This window comes from Paenibacillus nasutitermitis, assembly GCF_014641075.1.
Taxonomy (GTDB): domain Bacteria; phylum Bacillota; class Bacilli; order Paenibacillales; family Paenibacillaceae; genus Paenibacillus_Z; species Paenibacillus_Z nasutitermitis.
The window spans coordinates 117,596-135,378 of sequence record NZ_BMHP01000006.1; the positions used below are offsets into that span (position 1 = coordinate 117,596).

General features: G+C 52.8%; 22 protein-coding genes and 1 riboswitch. Of the genes, 1 reads left to right on the top strand and 21 read right to left on the bottom strand.

All coding sequences use genetic code 11. The features are described 5' to 3' along the window. Positions 1–6: 6 nt before the first annotated feature. From IEY46_RS36960 to IEY46_RS29120, 3 genes are read right to left on the bottom strand one after another with little or no spacing between them, the layout of a single operon-like run. Positions 7–1,113 carry an NADH-quinone oxidoreductase subunit C gene (locus IEY46_RS36960; protein WP_188997765.1) on the bottom strand — a complete coding sequence of 369 codons (1,107 nt, stop codon included), beginning with the start codon at positions 1,111–1,113 and terminating at the stop codon, positions 7–9. Then, positions 1,110–1,628: a NuoB/complex I 20 kDa subunit family protein gene (locus IEY46_RS29115; protein WP_188997767.1), complete on the bottom strand. Its 519-nt coding sequence runs from the start codon at positions 1,626–1,628 to the stop codon at positions 1,110–1,112. The genes IEY46_RS36960 and IEY46_RS29115 overlap by 4 nt, the downstream gene beginning before the upstream one ends. Further along, positions 1,613–1,984, bottom strand: coding sequence for an NADH-quinone oxidoreductase subunit A (locus tag IEY46_RS29120; RefSeq protein ID WP_188997768.1), 372 nt, complete (start codon positions 1,982–1,984; stop codon positions 1,613–1,615). Before IEY46_RS29120 ends, IEY46_RS29115 begins: the two co-directional genes overlap by 16 nt. Positions 1,985–2,122: 138 nt before the next feature. Between IEY46_RS29120 and IEY46_RS29125 the strand changes: the two genes are divergently transcribed. Then, a complete protein-coding gene (locus tag IEY46_RS29125) occupies positions 2,123–2,560 on the top strand; it encodes a hypothetical protein (RefSeq protein WP_188997769.1) in 438 nt (145 codons plus the stop codon). Here IEY46_RS29125 and IEY46_RS29130 read toward each other — a convergent pair. The 18 genes from IEY46_RS29130 to IEY46_RS29220 all read right to left on the bottom strand — a co-directional run bounded on the left by IEY46_RS29130 (position 2,557) and on the right by IEY46_RS29220 (position 17,749). Beyond that, positions 2,557–2,964, bottom strand: a complete 408-nt coding sequence (locus IEY46_RS29130; protein WP_188997771.1) for a F0F1 ATP synthase subunit epsilon — start codon at positions 2,962–2,964, stop codon at positions 2,557–2,559. The two genes, IEY46_RS29125 and IEY46_RS29130, sit on opposite strands and share 4 nt — an antisense overlap. 24 nt (positions 2,965–2,988) lie before the next feature. Beyond that, positions 2,989–4,407: a F0F1 ATP synthase subunit beta gene (atpD, locus tag IEY46_RS29135; RefSeq protein WP_188997772.1), complete on the bottom strand. Its 1,419-nt coding sequence runs from the start codon at positions 4,405–4,407 to the stop codon at positions 2,989–2,991. A 144-nt stretch (positions 4,408–4,551) separates the two neighbouring features. Beyond that, a complete protein-coding gene (gene atpG / locus IEY46_RS29140; RefSeq protein ID WP_308422852.1) occupies positions 4,552–5,412 on the bottom strand; it encodes an ATP synthase F1 subunit gamma in 861 nt (286 codons plus the stop codon). 95 nt (positions 5,413–5,507) lie between these two features. Beyond that, a complete protein-coding gene (atpA, locus tag IEY46_RS29145) occupies positions 5,508–7,022 on the bottom strand; it encodes a F0F1 ATP synthase subunit alpha (RefSeq protein WP_188997775.1) in 1,515 nt (504 codons plus the stop codon). Positions 7,023–7,038: 16 nt separating this feature from the next. Continuing rightward, complete coding sequence (locus IEY46_RS29150; protein ID WP_188997777.1) at positions 7,039–7,587, bottom strand: F0F1 ATP synthase subunit delta; 549 nt, start codon at positions 7,585–7,587, stop codon at positions 7,039–7,041. Further along, on the bottom strand, positions 7,584–8,066 hold the full coding sequence (gene atpF, locus IEY46_RS29155; protein WP_188997778.1) for a F0F1 ATP synthase subunit B: 483 nt from the start codon (positions 8,064–8,066) through the stop codon (positions 7,584–7,586). The genes IEY46_RS29150 and atpF overlap by 4 nt, the downstream gene beginning before the upstream one ends. 103 nt (positions 8,067–8,169) lie before the next feature. Continuing rightward, the gene (gene atpE / locus IEY46_RS29160; protein WP_188997780.1) at positions 8,170–8,385 is read right to left on the bottom strand and encodes a F0F1 ATP synthase subunit C; all 216 of its coding nucleotides are present in this window, start codon (positions 8,383–8,385) and stop codon (positions 8,170–8,172) included. 102 nt (positions 8,386–8,487) lie between these two features. Beyond that, positions 8,488–9,255 (bottom strand): F0F1 ATP synthase subunit A, encoded by a 768-nt coding sequence (gene atpB, locus IEY46_RS29165; protein WP_188997782.1) that lies wholly within the window; start codon positions 9,253–9,255, stop codon positions 8,488–8,490. Positions 9,256–9,265: 10 nt separating this feature from the next. After that, on the bottom strand, positions 9,266–9,643 hold the full coding sequence (locus tag IEY46_RS29170; RefSeq protein WP_188997784.1) for an ATP synthase subunit I: 378 nt from the start codon (positions 9,641–9,643) through the stop codon (positions 9,266–9,268). Further along, entirely contained in the window at positions 9,636–9,857 is a 222-nt protein-coding gene (locus IEY46_RS29175) for an AtpZ/AtpI family protein (protein WP_188997786.1), read from the bottom strand. The genes IEY46_RS29170 and IEY46_RS29175 overlap by 8 nt, the downstream gene beginning before the upstream one ends. Positions 9,858–10,046: 189 nt before the next feature. Further along, entirely contained in the window at positions 10,047–11,195 is a 1,149-nt protein-coding gene (wecB, locus tag IEY46_RS29180) for a non-hydrolyzing UDP-N-acetylglucosamine 2-epimerase (protein WP_308422853.1), read from the bottom strand. Between the two features lie 93 nt (positions 11,196–11,288). After that, a complete protein-coding gene (upp, locus tag IEY46_RS29185; RefSeq protein ID WP_188997788.1) occupies positions 11,289–11,918 on the bottom strand; it encodes a uracil phosphoribosyltransferase in 630 nt (209 codons plus the stop codon). 304 nt (positions 11,919–12,222) lie between these two features. Further along, positions 12,223–13,302 (bottom strand): UCP032817 domain-containing protein, encoded by a 1,080-nt coding sequence (locus IEY46_RS29190; RefSeq protein WP_188997790.1) that lies wholly within the window; start codon positions 13,300–13,302, stop codon positions 12,223–12,225. A 304-nt stretch (positions 13,303–13,606) separates the two neighbouring features. Continuing rightward, positions 13,607–14,854, bottom strand: coding sequence for a serine hydroxymethyltransferase (gene glyA, locus IEY46_RS29195; RefSeq protein ID WP_188997791.1), 1,248 nt, complete (start codon positions 14,852–14,854; stop codon positions 13,607–13,609). 119 nt (positions 14,855–14,973) lie between these two features. Continuing rightward, a complete protein-coding gene (locus IEY46_RS29200) occupies positions 14,974–15,621 on the bottom strand; it encodes a TIGR01440 family protein (protein WP_188997793.1) in 648 nt (215 codons plus the stop codon). Positions 15,622–15,728: 107 nt separating this feature from the next. Continuing rightward, on the bottom strand, positions 15,729–16,178 hold the full coding sequence (gene rpiB, locus IEY46_RS29205; protein WP_188997795.1) for a ribose 5-phosphate isomerase B: 450 nt from the start codon (positions 16,176–16,178) through the stop codon (positions 15,729–15,731). A 209-nt stretch (positions 16,179–16,387) separates the two neighbouring features. After that, positions 16,388–16,470: riboswitch (ZMP/ZTP riboswitch) on the bottom strand. 92 nt (positions 16,471–16,562) lie between these two features. Then, positions 16,563–17,144 carry a low molecular weight protein arginine phosphatase gene (locus tag IEY46_RS29215; protein WP_188997799.1) on the bottom strand — a complete coding sequence of 194 codons (582 nt, stop codon included), beginning with the start codon at positions 17,142–17,144 and terminating at the stop codon, positions 16,563–16,565. Between the two features lie 44 nt (positions 17,145–17,188). Then, entirely contained in the window at positions 17,189–17,749 is a 561-nt protein-coding gene (locus IEY46_RS29220) for a manganese efflux pump MntP (protein ID WP_188997801.1), read from the bottom strand. Positions 17,750–17,783 lie beyond the last annotated feature (34 nt).

Consider the following 17,783-nt stretch of genomic DNA (forward strand, 5'->3'; position numbering starts at 1 on the left):
AGCTGGTTACACCTCCGGATCAAGCGGTTCGTAATCTTTGCGCAGGGGGTGGCCTACCCAGTCATCAGGCATCATAATACGCCTCAGATCGGGATGGCCGGTAAACACGATGCCTAGCAGATCGAAAATCTCCCGCTCGTTCCAGTTTGCCGTAGCCCACAAAGGCACCACGGAAGGCACCGAAGGGGACTGCCGGTCGGCTCTGACTTTAAGCGCGTATTCACGTTTGGTCTGCAGGGAGACCAGATGATAAACAACCTCAAGATGACTCTCGTAATCAATTCCCGAGACATTGCGCAGATAGCTGCAATCCAGGCTCTTATCATCCTTGAACAATTTGGCGACCTGAAGCAGACGGTCTCCTTTGACGACGATTGTCGGCATATGGTCATTCATCTCGTTAATGGCCGCTTCTTCGACTGCGTCTTCAGCCACCGTCGAACGGATGAGACGGACAGCCTCGTCAAGAAGAGGCTGCCTGGGGGAAGGCTCCTTCGGCTCTGCCGCCGCGGCATCACTCTCCGCCTTCGCCTTGGCCGCTGCACGCGCTTCCCGTGCTTCTGCCGCCGCTTTGAGCTTCGCCTCGCGCTCGGCATCCGCATCTCCAGCCGGGGCGTCGCCTGCAGGTGCATCTCCAGCCGCCGCAGCCTTAGCCGCTGCACGCGCTGCGCGGGCTTCCGCCGCAGCCTTCAGCTTGGCCTCGCGCTCCGGGTCCGCTCCCGCCTCAGGCGGGGCATCGCCTGCGGGCTTCTCTGGCCCGGCGGCTTCTGCGGGCGCTTCACCTGCCGCCGCTGCCTTGGCCGCTGCACGTGCTGCGCGGGCTTCCGCCGCAGCCTTCAGCTTGGCCTCGCGCTCCGGGTCTGCTCCCGCTTCAGGCGGGGCATCGCCTGCGGGCTTCTCTGGCCCGGCTTCAACCGCGGGCGCTTCGCCTGCTGCTCCCGCGGTTGAAGCCGCTTCTGGCGCAGCTTCGTCAATTCGAGGAGCCGGAGCAGCAGCAGCAGCAGCCTGGTCTTCATTGGAGGAGGCAGGCGTATCAGGCTGCCCGTCTTCTGTAGAGCCGTTCTGGCCTCCCGCCGCCGGCACTTTAAGCTCCTTCTCCTTCTCGTCGCTCATCTGCTGGTCACCTGCTTCCCGGTCTTCGCCTCATAGCGGATCTTCTCCTGCAGTTTGTTGATTCCGTAAATCAGGGCCGCAGGGTTAGGCGGACAGCCCGGAATATAGACATCTACCGGGACAATCTGATCGACGCCCTTGATCACGGCGTAGGATTTCACATAAGGCCCGCCTGCCGTCGCGCAGGAGCCCATGGCAATGACCCATTTGGGCTCAGGCATCTGATCATACAGTCTTCGAAGCAAGGGACCCATCTTTTTCGTCACTGTGCCGGCGACAATCATGACATCCGACTGACGCGGAGAGGTGCGGAACATGACGCCGAAGCGGTCCAGATCATAGTGGGAAGCGCCTGTACCCATCATTTCAATGGCGCAGCAGGCAAGACCGAAGGTAAGCGGCCACAACGAATTGCTGCGTGCCCATGCCTTCAACTCCTCCAGCGTGCCCATAAACACATTGCGTTCCAGTTCTTTCCGCTCTTCAGGGGAGATCGACTCTAAATTGAATTCCATTTGAGCACCTTCTTCTTCCAGGCATAGATAAGACCGATCAGCAATAGTCCTACAAATATCGCCATCTCAACAAGCACAAAAAGGCCGAGTTGCTTGTATGCAACGGCCCAGGGGTATAAGAAAACGGTTTCCACATCAAAGATAACAAACATGAGCGCAAACAGGTAATAGCGCACATTAAACCGGATTTGCCCTTCCCCTACAGGCTCATTTCCACTTTCATAGGTCGTTTTTTTCTCGTCTGTCGGCTTGCTCGGACGGAGCAGCCGGCCGAAACCCAAAGCCACAACCGGGAGAAGAACCCCAAGTAAAATGAAGATGGCCACAATCACATAATTATTGATGTACTTCTCCACACCATCGCCTCCATGGGACCACCGATACTAGGCGGGAAGGACCGCACCGCCTGGTCAAATTTCCATCACAATTATAACAAATGCTCCCATCCCCGTCTATGTTGTTGTTGAATGCGTTTCCTTTTGAAGCAGCGGCCAATGCCGGAATACATAAAAAAAGCTCTCAGCCGGCGCAATAGACCACCTTACGATGAGAATACCGACAACCGCGACACAGCCAATCACGCCTTCAGTAACGCCTGCATTCGTCTTCTGGCTGCGCTCCATTGGCGCATGCCCTTTGCCACGCCATGGATAGGTTCTCCTTTTGCTGAGTCCCTATCCGGCGCTTCCTCGCCCGAGCTTTCCTCCGGCGGGACGATTCCCGATTCCCCGCTGTATCGTATTACGGAAAGCACCGCCATTACCGCCGGCACACTGCAACTATTATCGATTCAGTATGGGCCGCCCGTTATTATCGTCAATTTCTGTCTATCTCCTTTTTCACGTAACCATACCGAGGGAAAAACCTGTATTCTCTCTTATCGTCGCACCAAAAAAACCGCCACACAAAAGTGTGGCGGTTTCTCATCCTAATGATGAATCCGGTGTTTGACTTCCAGACGATTCATCGCCCGCTGCAGAGCAAGCTCCGCACGGCGGTGGTCATATTCGTCGCGTTTGCTGCCAAGACGTTCCTCGGCACGGCGCTTCGCTTCCGCAGCACGGCTCTCATCGATATCGACCGGGAGCTCCGCACTTTCGGCCAGGATAACAACCTTGTCCTTGCGAACCTCGAGGAATCCGCCGTTTACGGCAATAACTTCCTCGGATTTATTTTTCTTAATGATAATCGGAGCGATCCTGAGCGGTGTGACAAGCGGAATATGATTCGGAAGAATCCCCAGCTCGCCTTCCTGCCCTTTGACGATCACCATATTAACATCCTCAGCGTAAACCTTCCGCTCAGGCGTAACGATTTCTAATAAAAAGGTGCTCATCCCGATACCTCCATAAGCGGCTTATTACAGCCCTTGAGCGAGCTTTTTAGCCTTCTCGACTGCTTCTTCAATCGATCCGACATTGTGGAACGCCGGTTCCGGAAGATCGTCATGTTTGCCATCAAGAATTTCTTTAAAGCTGCGAACAGTATCTTTGACCGATACGTACACACCAGGCATACCATTGAACGCTTCGGCAACGTGAAGAGGCTGCGACAGGAACAGTTGAATCCGGCGGGCACGCAGAACGAGGCTTTTGTCTTCCTCGGACAATTCATCCATACCCAGGATCGCAATGATATCCTGAAGCTCTTTGTAACGCTGCAGCAATTTCTTAACGCCCTGTGCCACTTGATAATGCTCGTCTCCCAGAATTTCCGGTGTCAGAATTCGCGAAGAAGAAGCAAGTGGATCAACGGCCGGGAAGATACCCATTGCCGCAATGTTACGCTCCAGGTTCGTTGTAGCATCCAAGTGGGCAAACGCCGTTGCCGGCGCCGGGTCGGTATAGTCATCGGCAGGAACATAGATCGCCTGAATCGATGTAACCGATCCTTTTTTGGTGGACGTAATCCGCTCTTGCAGTTGACCCATTTCAGTTGCCAGCGTAGGCTGGTAACCAACGGCCGAAGGCATACGGCCCAGCAAAGCGGAAACCTCGGATCCGGCTTGCGTGAAGCGGAAGATGTTATCGACGAACAGAAGCACGTCACGGCCTTCCTCGTCACGGAAATATTCGGCCATGGTCAGACCCGTCAGTGCAACGCGAAGACGCGCGCCTGGCGGTTCATTCATCTGACCGAATACCATCGCTGTTTTGCTGATTACGCCGGAATCGCTCATCTCGTGGTACAGGTCATTACCCTCACGGGTACGCTCGCCTACACCGGCGAAAACGGAGATACCGCCGTGCTCTTGGGCAATGTTATGAATCAGCTCTTGCATGGTTACGGTTTTACCTACACCGGCACCGCCGAAGAGACCGATTTTACCGCCCTTGGAATACGGAGCCATCAAGTCAATAACCTTGATGCCCGTCTCCAGCATTTCCTGGGAAGTCGACAGCTCTTCGAATGGAGGAGCCTGGCGGTGAATCGGGTTCGCAAGCGTACGATCAACATCGCCATTATTGTCAATTGGATCACCCAGTACATTGAATACACGTCCCAATGTTGCCGGTCCTACAGGTACCGTAATCGGTGAACCAAGATCGACTGCTTCCGTTCCTCTGACCAGACCATCCGTGGAAGACATGGCCACGCAGCGCACCATGTTATCGCCCAAATGGGTGGCCACTTCAACGGTAAGGCTAATATCACGGCCGCCTGCGTCTTGAGCTTTCTTTTCAATCTTTATCGCATTTAGAATGTCCGGCAAATGACCGTTTTCGAAAGCAATATCGACAACCGGCCCCGTTACCTGAATAACGTGTCCCTTGCTCATTGATGTCCCTCCTCAGAGATTCTAGCGCAACTTCCTGAATAACCCCACAGCGAGCTGGAAACTCACTTCGGAAGGTTACGCTGAGATTTCTTGTACTTCCTTGAATGTGCTCCTCTACAACAAGAAAACTCTAAATTGACAATCTTATTGCTGGGCGTTCGCTCCGCCGACAATTTCCGCTATTTCCTGGGTAATAGCCGCTTGGCGCGCACGGTTGTACGTGAGCGTTAATCCGGCGATCATCTTGGAAGCGTTCTTCGTCGCGCTACCCATTGCCGTCATTTTTGCACCGAACTCGCTTGCTTTACTTTCCAGAATCGCACTGTAAATGACCGTTTCCGCATATTTCGGGAGCAGAACATTCAGCACTTCCTCAGCGGAAGGCTCATACTCATAATTGGCTTTTGCACCGGTCACTTCGATTTGATCCAGAGGCAGCAGGCGCTTCGCAACCGGAATCTGGGTAATGGCATTATGGAACTGATTATAAACGATATACAACTCGTCATATGCTCCGCTCTCAAATCCCTTTACAGCAGAATTTGCAATCGATTTGATATCTGAAAATTTGGGGGAATCCGACAAACCGGTTGTCTCCTCAGCAATTGCGATATCGCGGCGTTTGAAATAATCCCGGCCTTTGCGTCCAATGACAAAAAGCGCATATTCACTGGCCGAACGGTGTTTTTCTTTCAAGGTTGACGATATTTTACGAAGCACGTTGACGTTGTAGCCGCCGGCAAGTCCGCGATCCGACGTGATGACCAGGTAAGCCGTCCGCTTCACCTCACGGGTTTGAAGCATCGGGTGCGTCACGCTGCCTCCACTGTTTGCGATGCTCGCGACCACTTCCCTGATTTTGTCCGTGTAGGGTCTTGCAGCGACTGCCGCCTCCTGAGCCCGTCTGAGCTTGGCTGCAGCAACCATCTCCATTGCTTTCGTAATTTGTTTGGTATTCTGCGTACTTTTAATCTGGCGCTTAATCTCGCGCATACCCTTAGCCAATTCGTTGTCACCACCTTATTGCCGGCTTTCCTTCATGAAAGGAAAACCGGCTCTATTCCGCTTAAGTCCAGCTGCAGGCCGTAGGCCGAGCTGAATTAAGCCGATGCGGAAAAGCCTTTTTTGAACGTATTGATCGCTTCAATAAGAACCTTCTCGTTATCGGAAGTCAAATCGTTGGTATCGCGGATCGACGAGAAGATCTCGGGTTTGCTTGCATCCACATAGGCCAGAAATTCAGCTTCGAAACGACGAACGTCTTGAACCGGTATATTGTCGACATGTCCCCGGGTAACCGTGTAGAGGGATACAACCTGACGTTCAACAGGCAGCGGCTGATTAACGCCCTGCTTGAGAATTTCCAGTGTGCGCTCCCCGCGGTTCAAACGGGATTGTGTTACTTTATCAAGATCGGAGCCGAATTGCGCAAAGGCCGCGAGCTCGCGGTATTGGGCCAGATCAAGCTTGAGCGTGCCCGCAACCTTCTTCATCGCTTTAATTTGCGCCGAGCTTCCTACCCGGGATACAGAGTTACCGACGTTAACCGCCGGACGCTGACCGGAATAGAACAGATCGGACTCCAGGAAGATTTGACCATCTGTAATGGAAATTACGTTGGTAGGGATATAAGCGGAAATATCGCCCGCCTGGGTCTCGATGAACGGCAATGCCGTCAGCGATCCGCCGCCGAGCTCGTCGTTGAGCTTGGCTGCACGCTCCAGCAAACGGGAATGCAGGTAGAAAACGTCTCCCGGATATGCTTCCCGACCCGGAGGACGGCGGAGCAAGAGGGACAACTCACGGTAAGCTGCTGCTTGTTTGGACAAATCATCATAGATGACCAGTACATGCTTGCCGTTGTACATGAAGTACTCGCCCATCGTACAGCCCGTGTAAGGAGCAATGTAAAGCAATGGGGATGGCTCGGATGCACTCGCAGTGACGACAATTGTATAATCAAGCGCACCTTGCTTGCGAAGCGATTCTACAACCGTACGGACCGTAGACTGCTTTTGACCGATTGCCACATAAATACAGATAACGCCGTTACCTTTTTGGTTCACGATGGTATCGATGGCAATTTGGGTTTTACCTGTTTGACGGTCTCCGATGATCAATTCCCGTTGGCCGCGGCCGATCGGAATCATCGCATCAATGGCTTTAATGCCTGTTTGCATCGGCTCGAATACCGATTTACGGGCCATAACGCCCGGAGCCGGTGATTCGATCGGACGCGCCTGCGTCGTGTTGATTGGACCATTGCCGTCAACCGGCTCGCCCAGTGCATTGACAACACGTCCGAGCAGCGCCTCGCCTACAGGAACTTCCATGATCCGGCCGGTTCTTTTTACCTGATCGCCTTCGCGGATACCTGTGTATGGACCCATGATAACGACACCGACGTTGCTTTCCTCAAGGTTGAGGGCCATGCCGATGACACCGTTGGAGAATTCGAGCAGTTCGCCTGCCATACAGTTTTCGAGTCCATGAACGCGAGCAATACCGTCACCGATTTGGATGACCGTACCGACGTCGACAACTTGAATCTCGGATTTAAATTGTTCGATCTGTTGTTTAATCAGCGTGCTGATTTCATCAGGTCTGATACTCAATTCCGCTCACCCCTATCTACAATGCTTGAAATTTCAAAGATTGACCCAAACGCGACAGCTTGCCTTGCAGGCTGCCGTCATACAGCCGATCGCCGATACGCACCTGAATACCGCCAAGCAGCTCCGGCTTAACGATTTGATTCACAACGATTTGCTTGCCGACTATCGCACCGAATTTCATTTGTACCTTGGTCAGTTCATCGGCGCTTAGCTGCTGGGCTGTGTATACCGTTGCCTGCGCCTGGCCAAGCGCTTCCCCGGCAAGCTTCACATAAGCTTCATAAACATCGCCGATTATGGTGTGACGTCCCCGGGTAATAAGAACTTCCAGTGTATTTAGAACATTCACGGAAATTTTATCGGAAAAAGCGCCTTTGATAAGAGCGATTTTTTTCGATGTTTCGATATTGGGGAAACTGAGGAATTTACGGATCTCCGCATTTTTCTCAATGACCTCATCCACGACTTTCAGCTGCTGCTGGGTTTCCGCAATCGTGTTATTCAACTGGGCTATTTGGAACAACGCCTTCGCATAGCGCTTTGCAACTACGCTATCGCGGCTCATTTACTTTCTACCTCTTTCAGGTATTGGTCAACAAGCTGCTCCTGCGATTTCTCATCGATTTGCTTCTCGATGATTTTGGAAGCGATCATAACAGACATGCCGCCGACTTGACTGCGAAGCGCGGCAATCGCTTTGTTTTTCTCCACTTCGATATCGCTGACCGCTTCATTTTTCAAACGGGTTGCTTCAGCTTTTGCAGATTGCATAATGTCATCCGCTTGCTTGGTGCTTGTTAATTTCGATTGCTCGATAATATCGTAAGCCTCTTTGCGTGCCTGCTGAAGCGCTTGCTTCTGCTCTTCCAGTTGCTGGCTTGCCTGCAAACGGCTTTCTTCCGCCGTTTTCATTTGATCCTGTACCAGTTGCCTGCGCTGTTCCATCACACCCATCAAGGGTCCGAGGGCATATTTGCTGAGCAGCCACAATAACAGAAGGAACGCTATAATGGTAAATACGGTTGATTCCCAGACGAAAGACATCGTTGACACTCCTTTCCGCAAACCTGAATCATATTAATGGTGCCAATCAAAACGAAGGCGTGGATGGCCTTGACCAACCCCGCCATGCCGTTATATGGATTACTTAAGCTCCAAAGTAAAGAAGGAAGCCGATAACAACGCCGATGATTGGAACTACCTCAACGATACCAACACCGATAAACATCGTCGTTTGAAGCGTACCGCGAAGCTCAGGCTGACGGGAAATCCCTTCAACTGTTTTGCTGACGATCATACCATTACCAATACCCGCACCCAATGCTCCCAATCCAATTGCCAATGCTGCTGCCAAATATTCCATTTTTGAAATCCTCCTAAAAGTAGGTTATTTTTTTGTCTTGCTTGTATATATGACTCCCGTCAAAGAAGCTAAGTAGCCCCTAGGTTGCGGGATTTGTGCCTGTTAATGATCCTCTTCGTGCACTGTCGCCTGCGAGATATAAACCATAGTCAGAATGGTGAACAGGAAGGCTTGAATCGCTCCGACGAACAAACTGAATGCCTGCCAGGCCGCCAGAAGCGGAATCCCTACGACGCCAAGCATCAGAATTGTGGAAATCAGCACCTCACCCGCGAAAATGTTAGCGTACAAACGGAGTGAAAGCGTAAGAGGCTTGGACAGCTCCTTCAGAATATTAAGCGGGAAGAAAATCGCAAACGGCTCAAAGTAGTGCTTGAGGTAATGCTTGCGGTTCTGCTTAAGACCCAGGAAATGAACCAGGAAAATAACAATAATCGCAAGACCTGCCGTACAGGCCAGATCCGCTGTCGGCGATTTCCACCAGCCAACATGTGCGTGACCGCCATCTTTGTCCAAATCGGCTTGGGAAACGATTTCAGTACCCGCGAAAGCAAAGGTTTCATGATGCTCGGTTATAACACCGAACGGCAGACCCAGTAAGTTGGATACAAAGATAAACAGAATCAGGGTAATCCCCAGATTGATGTAACTCTTTGCCTTGCTAAGGGGCATTGTGCTTGCAATGGTATTGTGTACGAACTCAATAATCCACTCCATAAAGTTTTGCATTTTGGAAGGATTCGTCACTGATAGATTACCTACCGCCACTCGTGCCAGAATAAAGACAATCAGACAGGAAACGATGATGGACAACCAGGTGGAAAGATCAATGTGAAGGCCTCCAACGTCAATAACCGGAAAAATATGCATGCTTTTGTTTTCACCCCTTTCCGCTATGCTTTGAATAGGTTACGGCCGTGATCAGAAAAACAGCAATCTGTACATAGAAAGATGCAGACAAAGTTGCCGCCACATCCAGATGTTGAGGAACTTTATTGGCGATCATGACAACAAGCAGAACGGTAGCGAGCCTTCCGGCCAGGCCGATGCTCACCCTTCTTGGACCCTGTTCGACAACCGTCTGGCCAAGAAGCTCGATTCGCCTTTGCAGCAGGTAGGCATTAAACATGCTTGCTGCGCAGCCGACGACAATTCCCGCGGCCACCGTCTTCAAAGAAGGGACCAACAGCCAAAATACGATGCATAGCGACATTAAATACAGAGCTGACCGCATTGCTTTCTTAAAGATCTCATTCATCGGTGTCCTCCAATACGACCTTGACAAGCAATATACAGGACAGAATGCCGGCAGCCAGGCCAACTAGAACGCCGCCAATGATCCAGCCTTGCGAATTACCTATCCATTTGCCGACAAAATAGCCCAATAAGACACAAATTGCGAAGTCCAAGCCCATAACGCCAACCAGACCTGCAGCCCGCCAGGGGTTGTCTGACTTACCCTTATTGTTCATGGCTTTACCTTCCGTCAATCCTTATACATTTTATCGAAGCGACGTAACGTTTGTCAATTGATATAAATTCAAACAGTTTGTGAACGCAAGCCCGCAAAGCCTTGATACATCAAGGTTTTCCCAGTCTGCAAACCATACAGTACCACTGTATGCTGTGCTGTTTGGTTTCATGCGCCGATTCTCACTCAACTATGAACGTTGTGTGAACGGCTCGGGACGCTCGCTGCTTCTCCCAAAATGATGCAGGATCGCCTGGACAATCCTTGGCGAAGCTTTTCCATCGCCATAAGGATTTGCCGATTTGCTCATCCGTTCATACAGCGCGGCATCCTTTAGAAGCGCGCGGGCGCGAGTGTAAACCACTTCTTCGTCGGTGCCCACAAGCTCAAGTGTCCCCGCTTCGATTCCTTCCGGACGTTCTGTCGTATCCCGCAGCACCAATGTCGGAACACCGAACGAGGGCGCTTCTTCCTGCAGCCCGCCGGAATCGGTCATGATCATATAGGTATGGGGGTAGAAGTTATGGAATTCGAATACGTCGAGCGGGTCGATCAGCTTAATCCGCGGGTGATTGCCAAGAATTTCATTGGCCGGCTCCCGTACAGCCGGGTTGGGATGCACGGCATAAACGAAGGCCACATCCTCGAATTCATCGGCAATGCGCTTAACTGCCTGAAAAATGTTGCGGTGCGGCTGGCCGAGCGCTTCGCGGCGGTGAGCCGTCATCAGCACCAGACGTTTGCCTTCCGCCCAGTCGATAATGGGATGCGAGAACGACTTGTCCACCGTATATTCGAAAACATCCGTAGCCGTGTTTCCCGTCACATAAATGCCTGCCTCCGGCTTGTTTTCCTGGCGGAGATTATTAGCCGCTTGCTCGGTCGGGGCAAAATGGATATCGGACAGAACACCAGCAAGCTGGCGGTTCATTTCTTCCGGATAAGGCGACATTTTGTTCCATGTTCGCAGGCCCGCTTCCACATGACCTACCTGGATCTGCTGGATAAACGAGGCATAGCTCGCCAGAAATGTCGTTTGCGTATCGCCGTGGACCAGCACGATATCCGGCTTCGATTCCCGCAGAATCGGCTCAAGCCCTTCAAGCACCCGCACTGTCGTTCCCGTCAACGTCTGACGCTCCTGCATCACATTAAGATCGTAGTTCGGCATGATCTCAAAAAAATCGAGCACCTGATCCAGCATTTTCCTATGCTGGGCGGTTACACAAACGATCGATTCAATCGCATCCGGATGCTTCTGCAGCTCCAGAACCAGCGGAGCCATCTTCACAGCTTCCGGACGCGTTCCGAAAATGGTCATTACCTTCAGTTTAGCCAATAATTGTCACTCCTATGATAAATTGATGCGTTAGCGCCCGGATCTCTTCGGCTTCCTTATAAGTCTGAAACCAAAGACCCGTTCCGGGCCTTCTTATTTCGTTCCGTACATGCGGTCTCCGGCGTCTCCGAGACCCGGGACGATGTAACCGTGCTCATTCAAACGTTCATCAAGCGCTGCCAGAAAAATATCCACATCGGGATGTGCCTTCTGTACGGCAGCCACGCCTTCAGGCGCCGCAATCAAGCACATTAGCTTGATCTGCTGGCAGCCGCGCTGCTTCAGGGTCCGGATCGCCGCATTGGCAGATCCGCCCGTAGCGAGCATAGGATCAATCACAATCAGCATCCGCTGGGTGGCATCGGCAGGCAGATTGACATAATATTCAGCCGGTATAAGGGTATCCGGGTCGCGGTACAAACCGATATGTCCTACTTTTGCCGCCGGAATCAGCTTCAGCATGCCATCGACCATTCCAAGTCCTGCACGAAGGACAGGTATAAGACCCAACATCCGTCCCGATATCACTTTCCCGACAGCTTCAGTCACCGGCGTGTTGACCGGTACGGACTCCAAAGGGATATCCCGCGTAATTTCATAGGCCATCAACGTTGCTACTTCATCCACCAGCTCGCGAAAATCCTTCGTGTTGGTTTCTTTGTCGCGGATATGCGTCAGCTTATGTTGAATGAGCGGGTGGTCACAAATCGTCAAACTGCCCAAAGTTTCATCCTCCTGTAGAAGCGTTTCATCCCTGTTTAGAGCATGCTCAATCTTTACAATCCTATCACAACCTCGTCTATTATAGCATCGGTTGCCTCATTATGCACTGCCAAGCAAAAATTGAAAAAAAACCGGCCCTCCGCTAAATCGGAGTCCGGTTATACAAGCTTCAACGATCCTCAGGCGCGCATCACGAATGCCACAGCACCCCGCTTTCGCGCGTAATTGACCTTCTTTATAATATACCCTTTTCCCGCCGGAACCTTACGTGGCCAGGGACGCAGCACTCTGCCTCCGCAGATCCTTAATCTCCTCCTCCGCCTCCGCAGGAGGAGCCGCAGGAAGAACTGCAGGATGAACCTCCGCCGCCATCGCCGGACCCGCTGTCGCCGCCGGACCCGCCGCAGGAAGAATTGTCAGGACTGCCGTCATGCCCTCCATCATTGTCGTCACGGTCGGAATACGATCCGCAGCCTGATGAAGAATATGCATCCCCTCGTTCCTTCTTATACGCTTCTTCCATGCCGTTTTCGAATTGGTCCGCAGGAAGCATGGAAGAGAGGAACAATGCGCCGGAGAAAGCCCCTGTCATAAACAGCGGATCGGACCATTGGTGAGACCGGCCAGTTGTATATCCGCTTTCTATGCCGCTGCGCGCCTTGTAGGCAAGCTCTTTGCCGCGTCCGATTATGTAGTCAGCGGCTTCTTGCAGATCCGGATATTTCTCAAGCGCTTTGACATTAAAATAGCTTCGCCGAAGCTCGTCCGCGCTCAACCGCTCCAGCGTTTCCATCCGTTCCTGAGAAAGCGGCGTGTGGTAGAAAGATCCCCACAATTGGCCGCTTGCCGGTGCCATCACAAACAGCTCACCATAGATCCAGTCAAACCACGCCCGCTCGCCCTGCTCCGGACTACTCCCGTCCCCATGCGGGGCATGATGGATCAGGCCGCCGCTAAGCTGTGTGCAGAACTGCTCGTATTCCCGGGTAAACATCAGCATTTCATGCCAGACGTCGTCGACCTTGTCACTATACATCGGCACCCCGCGCATAATCGCGCACATGAGGAAATAACGCTTCAATTCAAACCACAGCCACTTCCACTGCTGATCCCGCAGAGAGGGCTGATTTCTAAGAATCCGGTCTTTCACCCTGGCCTCCAGGTCAGCAGACAATACAGTTTCAAGCCGCATGGCGGCAGCTCTTGCAGGATGACCCTCAGGAACGCCAAGCACCTCAGGCGGTTTACGATTGGAGGAGGTAACGGATTTGCGGGAAGAATGCGGACGAGATGAGCTCTTGATGCGGGATTTCCCGTTATTCGAACGCGATATGAGAATAAAAACAATAGCAATGAACAACACAACAATCACAAAACCACCCATAGCTTATCACCCGCTTTTATTGGATTCGATTAATCATAGCATGAACAAACCCGTTCCTTCAGTCGTTTTAGGTAAACTTTAGACTGCGATCCGGCATGCTGAATTAAATTGTCCGGAGGTTTCCTTCGCAGTTTGTCCACTCATCCGGCAATTCAGGCTGCGGTCATTATTTAAACATAAATCGCTGCAAAGAAACGGGCCAAGTCCAGCCCCGCTATAGTCTATTTGCAATAGAAAAGGCTGCTGCGCTTGTCCTCGCGGACTTGCGCAGCAGCCTTGCTTTTTTGGCGAAGAGGCCGCCGGATTAATATTTCAATTCAGGATACAGCGGGTACTGCGAGGTCAGATCGCTGACCATGCCGCGGGCTTTCTCAAGCACCGCTTCGTCTTTCGGGCTCTTCAGCGTCATAGCGATAACTTCCGCAATGGTCTTCATCGCTTCAACGCCCATTCCCCGCGACGTCGCCGCCGGAGTGCCGATACGCACGCCGCTTGTGATAAACGGACTGGTCGGATCAAACGGAATGGCATTTTTGTTAACGGTGATTTGTACGGAGTCGAGCACATGCTCCGCGTCTTTGCCGGTAATGTTCAGGCTGCGCAGATCAATCAGCATCAGGTGATTGTCCGTACCGCCAGAAACGATATTGATGCCTTTGGCAATCAGCGCTTCAGACAGCGCTTTGGCGTTGTCGACAACGTTTTTGCCGTAGGTTTTGAATGAAGGATCCAGCGCTTCGCCAAAAGCAACCGCTTTGGCTGCAATGATATGCATCAACGGACCGCCTTGAGAACCCGGGAACACGGCTTTGTCAATGGCTTGCGCCCATGCTTTGCGGCAAAGGATCATGCCGCCGCGGGGTCCGCGAAGCGTTTTGTGCGTTGTGGTCGTAACGAAATGTGCATGCGGTACCGGGCTTGGATGAAGACCGGCGGCAACCAGGCCGGCAATATGCGCCATATCGACGAAGAACAGCGCGCCTACGTCGTTTGCAATTTTGCCCAATGCTTCAAAATCAATAATACGCGGGTAGGCCGACGCGCCGGCTACGATCATTTTCGGACGGTGCTTGAACGCAAGCTTGCGCACTTCTTCATAATCGATCGTAAATGTATTCTCATTGACGCCGTAAGAAACGAAATTATACAAAATCCCCGATGCGTTGACCGGGCTGCCGTGCGTCAGATGTCCGCCATGCGCCAGGTTCATGCCGAGTACGGTGTCGCCGGCATTTAAAGCCGCGAGGTAAACAGCCATGTTCGCTTGCGCGCCCGAATGGGGCTGTACATTGGCATGCTCGGCGCCGAAAAGCTCTTTCGCGCGGTTACGGGCGATATCCTCGGCAATATCCACATGCTCGCAGCCACCATAGTAGCGTTTGCCCGGATAGCCTTCGGCATATTTATTCGTCAACACCGTTCCCATTGCTTCCAGAACGGCTTCGGAGACAATGTTCTCGGATGCAATCAGTTCAATATTGTCGCGTTGGCGCTGCAGCTCCAGTCCAAGCGCTTTTACCAGTTCAGGGTCTTGTTTGCGTAAATGTTCCATGGTTGTTATTCCTCCTTAAATTTGAGCGCCTCTGCCCGCATCGCGCTGGAATGGTGTCGCAATTGATGCTGGCGGCGATAATGAATGTACGTTACGTTTTCGGATCTCTTGCTTTTGCTTCAGTCGCAAGTGCCGCCTGGCGCCTCCGGGCCTCCCGGCGAGTCATCTGTCCATTGGACAGGCGTGCCCATGCCGGAAATACCCGCTTCGGCCGCCGAATAGACAGCGCGGACGCCTCCAATCAGCTTCGGCCGCGTGTAAGCCATCGTTACATGCGCATGGCCGATCGTCCGGATGGAAGCTCTGACGGGCACTGCCACGCGTCGCAAATGCATGCCGATAAACGTATCTCCGATATCAAGCCCCGCATGCGCTTGAACGGTCTCGGTCAAACAAGGCTCGGAAAGCTGCCTGTATGCATAGGAAGCCATGGACCCTCCGGCCTTGGGAACCGGAATAGCGCCGACAATCTCCAGCCCATGCCGCTCGGCCGTTTCCCGCTCCATCACAAGCGCGCGGTTCAAATGCTCGCAGCACTGGTAGACCGGATGGAAGCCGACAACCTGGCGGACTGACTCCACGCCTTCATAGATCGCGCGTGCTGTTTCCAGCGTTCCCGAGGTGCCGATCCGATGCCCGGCCACCTCGCTTGTGCTTACGCCGATAACCAGCAGCTGGCCGCTGCCGAGCCGGGCGGCCTGGACAAGCTCGCGGACAACCTTTTCAACATCAGCTGCTAGGGACGCAAGTCTCGGTTCCTCGCTCATCGCTGCTCCACTCCTTAAGTAAACGTTCTTCTTCCTTAACGCTTTCTTGGATTGACAGGGGGATAAGGTCTGCTGTCTTTAATTGTGCCATGCGGCACGGATGCGATTTACGCAAGACTGCTTTCAATTTTCATGACTTTGTCGATCCGGCCCACATGGCGCTCCTGCCCAGAGAACGGGGTTTTCAGCCAGATACGGACAATTTCCTGCGCCAGACCGGGACCGATAACACGTTCGCCCATCGCCAGCACATTCGTATCGTTGTGCTCGCGGGTAGCCTGGGCAGAGAACATATCATGCACAAGCGCGCAGCGGATGCCGGCAACCTTGTTGGCTGCGATGGACATTCCGATACCTGTACCGCAGACGAGAATTCCACGCTCCGCTTTGCCGCTGGTCACTCTTTCGCAGACAGGCAGGGCATAATCGGGATAATCGACCGACTGCTCGCAGCTGCAGCCGACGTCTTCAATTTCATGGCCTAGCGACCGGATAAAGGAAACCAGTTCTTCCTTCAAGCGATAACCGCCGTGATCGGCGCCAATAGCGATTTTCATAGGTACAGTCCTCCCGGTTTGTACCGCCTGCATTGTCGGGCCGTTCAAGGGTCCGCTTCCGGATGATGAAGATGGTTATTTCCCGGTCCCCGGAAAGCGGAAGGATTGAAGGCGCGCAAAACGGCGGATAATGTCGATGAGATGATGGTACTAGTATACCTGAAATCGCCTGGAAGACGAAAAAAGAGCATGACATGCTCTCGCACGCTGCTCTTTGCCCAGGCGACCGGCCGTATGATCTGATGCTCCACCGTGGTTTGATCCACTTTAGTCGCCAGTTACATCAGAAACCGTCTTAGTTGTGTTCATCATACCGCATTGCCAGCTGAAAATCAATCATCGGCCTTGTTGGTTCAGGGGGATTCTCAGGAATCGCATCCACGATTAATGGGCAGGGCCGAGTTTGTCCAGCAGCTTCTGAAGAGCCGCTTCGATTTCATCGGCGCTGCGTTCATAGATCTCCATCGAACCGCCAAATGGATCGGCAATATCGAAGTTCGGGATCCGCTTCTCCAGTTCCAGCAGGCGGTCGCGCTCGCCGCTGGTCATCTGCTGGCCAAGCACCTGCTTCATCTGCCATTCCGTATATAAGGCCTCCAGCTCCGCGATGTCGGCCAGAACCTTCTCATCGCTGCCGACAAATTCCTTGAGGGTATAAGTCTTGTCCACTGCGTGCGGAAAACGCTGCAGCAAGCTGCGCTTATGGCTCGTGGTCATGGTTAGAATCAGATCGGCCCATACCACCGAGCCGCCATCCAGCGCTTTGGAGCTTGAGGGACAGGATGCCTCGCGTTTGCGCAGCACGCCCGCAGCATGTACCGAGACAGGAAGCCCGTCTACGGTGGATACTCCGGCTGAGCGCACCTCCAGCGGCCGTCCCCGCTTTTTCGCCAATTCCTTAAGTATGCCCTCCGCCATAGGCGAGCGACATGTATTGCCGGTGCAAACGAGCAGGATCCGTTTCACAGCATACGCACTCCTTTATCCGTAGATGTTCTAAGATTATGCGTTCAAAAAAGAACGAGCAGACCGAATGTAAATAAAATAACGCCGCCCAGCGCCTCTCCGTATTCGCCCAGGCTTGAGCTGACGCGCCGTCCGATAAGCAGACCAAACGTGGACATGACACCGCCGAAAAAACCGAACAAAAGCACAGTGACCAGCACATCCGCTGCAAACATGCCAAGTGAGATGCCGACCGAGAAGGAATCGATGCTTACGCTGAGCGCAAACACCAGCATGCCCCATGCCGTCCGATGGTTCAGGGATTCCACGGATTCGCCGCGCAGCGAGCTGTAGATCATATGGCCGCCGAGCAGCAGAAGCAGGACACCGGCTGCGGAGGATGCCACATCACCCAGGAGGGTACTGACATATTTACCGGTAAGCATGCCCATCAGCGGCATAATTATATGAAACAGCGCAATAATTGCACTCAATTTAAGAATATCCCGAAGGCGGATGCCTTTCATGCCAATACCGACACCAAGTGAAAAAGCATCCATGCCAAGCGCGATCGCCATTAACAATAGCGTCAGCAGCTGCCCGGCATGCAAGCCCGCTCCAATCATACCTTTTCCCCCTTGTCCGCATTCTTTTCCAAGC